Here is a 3,782-nt window from a genome sequence, read left to right as displayed (position 1 = left end):
GAGACGGACGATCGCCCCGCCGACCCAAGCGAGTTCGTCGCCGACGCTGACGGGACCGCGGTGGGCGGCGATGAGGTCCGCCACACGGTCGAGGTCGCCCGTCTTCCGGAGCACCTCGGCGCCGGCGTCAGCGACCTCCTTGGGCGTCAGGCCCAGGCCGTGCTCGGTACGGATGCGGCCGAGCTCGTGCAGCTGCGCGGCCCGCTCGATGTCAGCCACGAACTCGACGCCGTAGCCGAGCTGGTTCGCGACCCGCTTCACCGTCCCCTTCGGCGTGCCGAGCTCCTCTCGGAGCGCTCGCACCATCCGGACCGCTTGCTCCTTCTCCGTCGGCGTGTAGCGGCGTGACTGCGGCTTGCCTGAACTCCCGATCGTGGACATGACTCCTCCTTGGAAACCAAGGTTAGGAGCCTCCATCAGACCCAGGGCGGATCAATCCCCACCGGCTTGCGTCGGATTCTGTTTTGGGGCCCGGCTTTCGCTTAACTGCGGATCGTTCGAACCCATCCATAACACGGACGACTCCTCGTCCAGGCGACTGACGAGAACGGCTGTGGATATGAGCCGTCAGGTTCGACTAGCAGCGTGGTGCATCGGCGCGAGCCATCTCGTCCGCAAAGTGCTCGCACAGCCGATCCCATCGGTCTGGGAGGTAGATCACGAGACGCTGGATCTTCTGGTTCACGACCTGAACCTTGAAGTTCTGCGTGACGCCCTTGTCGAGGCCGGCCTCGACGAGCGCCTTGCTGGTTCTTGACAGGACCCCGGTCGCGCCTCCCACGCGGTACACGCACGCTTCGTCGAGCACGAACTGTTCCTCGACGTCGTTCCCACCTCGTATCCACTGCTCAACGGTTGGCCGAGCTGTCCCGGTCTGCGGGATGCTCGTCGGATCCCAGAGGTCCTCGACGTGCTCCGAGAACAGCGACCGGACCCTGTCTGGCTCCCCGGTGTTGAGCCCATCCACGAGATTCTCGAGCACGGTGCGAGTTGGGTGTTCGCCGCTCGTCGAGCAGTCCTGGGCACTGTCAGTCTCACCTAGCGGTTCGTCGTCAGGTGTCGCTGCGAGTGGCGAAGTCTGCACCGAGCCGACCGACGGCGCTGGTGACGGCGACACTGCGGTGCCGGAGTCACATGCCGAGACGGCAACGGTGGCGAGCAGGCATGCGATGAGAGTCCTCACGGGGACACCTGGCCGTCGGTCGCCATCACCGTAGACGCGCCTCGGGCGGAGGCGGTTCAGCGTGCCGTATCGCGCTCACGAGTAGCTCGGCGTGGGCGCAGCAGATCGGCGGATCTGGGTAGGCGCCGAGTTCGGTTGGGAACTCGATGGAAGGCGCTGTCGTCTAACTGGTGAAGTGGCAGGGAGGCAGCGCGTGTCGAGTTGGCATCATGGTCCGCTACTCGTCGCAGCGTGCCTCGTGGTCACGGTGGGCTGCGGTGGGTCGAGCGTCAACGTGGGGTCCGCGCCAGGTGACGCTGGGAGCTCCACGCCATCGTCGCGGTCGACGGCCTCGTTGCTGGCTGGGACGCCAGAAGCATGTTCGTTGGCAGAAGCCGTCGAACAGGACCCGTCCTCGCACCACACCCGCCATGGGCAGGCCGTCCGAGCTGGACTCGACGGCGATGCCGATCGAGGGCCGCTCGTTGCCGTACCGATCGATGGAGACGACGGTTCGAGAGTCGTCGCCGCGGCCCTGTACGACGACCGGGGCGACCCTGGCGACGTTGCCGCGTGGCAGGTCGACCGGTCCTGGGCGGTCACCGCGGCCAACGAGCTGGCCGGCACGATCTCCCGCTTCGAGGTCCAGGTGATCGACGCGGCGGGCAGCGACGGTCCAGCTCAGGCGCTGGCACTTGCCACCGACTGCTCGTGGGGAGCCGCCAGCCGCTTGCGCCCCCGCCCGCCCGAACCAGCACCGTCGATGCGGCCCGATCTGCTCGTGCTCCAACCGGCCACGGCCCGTCCGGGCGAGTTCGTGGCGATGCACTTCCCGCAGGTGACGATGCGAGGCGTGGCGTTCCAACTCGACCGACGAACCGAACTGGGATGGGAGACGGTCTACTGGTTGACCTCGGACGGCAACGGCGGCAAGCCCACCTCGATCCGTGTCGGCTCTGAAGGCAACTACGGGTGGCCCGACGTAGGGGTCGACGGCCCTGGCCCAGACCGCGTCCTGATTCCGCACGGGATCGAGCCTGGCAGATACCGCCTGTGCACCGCGAACGCGGGCGACGAGTTCTGCGCTCCCCTCGACATCGTCGGATGAACAACCCAGCGGATATCGCGCTCTCATCTCAGCCCCCACGCCAGACGAGTTGGCCGAGCACCTCCTCGGCGTGCACGACGCTCCGGACGCCTACGTGTTCACGGCGGCCGGGGGCGGCCCGCTGCGGGTGACGAACTTCCGTCGTCGACGCTGGTACCCGGCGGTTGAGGCGGCTGGCCTGGACGGCCTGCGTCTCCACGATCTGCGGCACACGGCGGTGAGCCTGTGGATCGCTGGTGGAGCGAACCCCAAGCAGGTGTCGACGTGGGCGGGCCACACCTCGGTCAGCTTCACCCTCGACCGGTACGGGCACCTGTTCCCGAACCACGACGAGGACCTACGCGACCGACTGGACGCGATGTACCAGGCCGCCGAACGGGACCTGGCCGAGCGCGGTCACGTGGCCCGACTCGAGCGCGACGGCCGCTGAGATGTGTCCCGGATGTGTCCCGAACGTGTCCCGGGACGCCCGCGGTGGGGGAGCGGGAGCGGTGGAAACATGCTGTGACCAGGGGAAACAGGGGGTGGACCCGATCGGGATCGAACCGACGACCTCCGCCATGCCATGGCGGCGCTCTTCCAACTGAGCTACGGGCCCGGGATGCTGGGCGCTGACGTGCGCAGGGCAGCGTACCGAGCAGGGTAGGGGCCCGCGACCAGCCCGCTGCGAGTACCACCTCCCGCGTACGCAACAGCTGCTGCCAGGCGCAGCGGGTCGCGACCGGTCGGACGGACCGATGATGTTGACATCGACGTCAACTTCCGTAAGGCTGCAAACTGATGTTGACGTCGATATCAAGTACGACCTCCGCACCGATCGAACGGACCCCGTGATGAGCGTCGCTGTCGTGTTCCCCGGTCAGGGATCGCACCGCGCCGGGATGGTCTCCTCGTGGGAGGGCCATCCCGCGTACGCGACCTTCGCCGAGGTCGGGGCGGCCGCCGGCATCCCGGACCTGCCCCGACTCGCTGACGACCCCGACGCGTGCGCAGCCACCGCGGTCGGCCAGCCCGCGATGTTCGCCGCGGGGATCGCCGCCTGGCGGGCCCTGTCGGAGGTCGGGGTGCGACCACATGCGGTCGCCGGCCACAGCTTGGGGGAGGTGACCGCCGCGGTCGCCGCGGGGGTCATGTCCGTCGAGGACGGAGCCACCCTGGTCGCGGAGCGCGGCCGGTCGTTCGCGGCCGCGTGCCGGGCGAACCCCGGGGGGATGGCAGCCGTGCTCGGACTCGGCGACGAGATCCACGCCGTCCTCGCGGACCATCCGCGGGTCGAGCTGGCCAACGACAACGGCCCCAGCCAGAAGGTCCTGGCCGGTCCCCGTGACGCGTTGGCCGAGGCGCTGATCTCGGCCAAGGAGCTGGGCGGGCGGGTCCGTGAGCTGGACGTCGAGGGCGCGTTCCACACCGCGGCGATGGCCCCGGCCGTCGTGACGGTCGACACCGTCCTGCGACGCACCGAGCTGCACGACCCCGCGTTCCCCCTGGTCTGCGGCGACTGGGTCACGGTGT

Annotated in this window: 4 protein-coding genes, 1 tRNA gene and 1 pseudogene; 3 read left to right on the top strand and 3 right to left on the bottom strand. The window is 68.8% G+C overall.

What is annotated here, in order from left to right:
- Positions 1–216 precede the first annotated feature (216 nt).
- Both KY469_22660 and KY469_22655 read right to left on the bottom strand, forming a co-directional pair.
- Positions 217–381, bottom strand: a pseudogene (locus KY469_22660) (IS3 family transposase).
- A 196-nt stretch (positions 382–577) separates the two neighbouring features.
- Positions 578–808 (bottom strand): hypothetical protein, encoded by a 231-nt coding sequence (locus KY469_22655; protein MBW3665894.1) that lies wholly within the window; start codon positions 806–808, stop codon positions 578–580.
- A gap of 739 nt (positions 809–1,547) precedes the next feature.
- Here KY469_22655 and KY469_22650 point away from each other — a divergent pair.
- Positions 1,548–2,270 carry a hypothetical protein gene (locus KY469_22650; protein ID MBW3665893.1) on the top strand — a complete coding sequence of 241 codons (723 nt, stop codon included), beginning with the start codon at positions 1,548–1,550 and terminating at the stop codon, positions 2,268–2,270.
- Complete coding sequence (locus KY469_22645; protein ID MBW3665892.1) at positions 2,200–2,700, top strand: tyrosine-type recombinase/integrase; 501 nt, start codon at positions 2,200–2,202, stop codon at positions 2,698–2,700. The genes KY469_22650 and KY469_22645 overlap by 71 nt, the downstream gene beginning before the upstream one ends.
- 95 nt (positions 2,701–2,795) lie before the next feature.
- Here KY469_22645 and KY469_22640 read toward each other — a convergent pair.
- Positions 2,796–2,868 (bottom strand) — tRNA-Ala (locus tag KY469_22640).
- Positions 2,869–3,103: 235 nt separating this feature from the next.
- Here KY469_22640 and KY469_22635 point away from each other — a divergent pair.
- Positions 3,104–3,782 (top strand): ACP S-malonyltransferase (locus KY469_22635; GenBank protein MBW3665891.1); only part of this gene is annotated, 679 nt, incomplete at its 3' end.

The organism is Actinomycetota bacterium, assembly GCA_019347575.1.
Taxonomy (GTDB): Bacteria; Actinomycetota; Nitriliruptoria; order Nitriliruptorales; family Nitriliruptoraceae; genus JAHWKY01.
The sequence above is the reverse complement of the archived record's forward strand: the minus strand, read 5'-3'. Positions and strand labels throughout refer to the sequence as shown.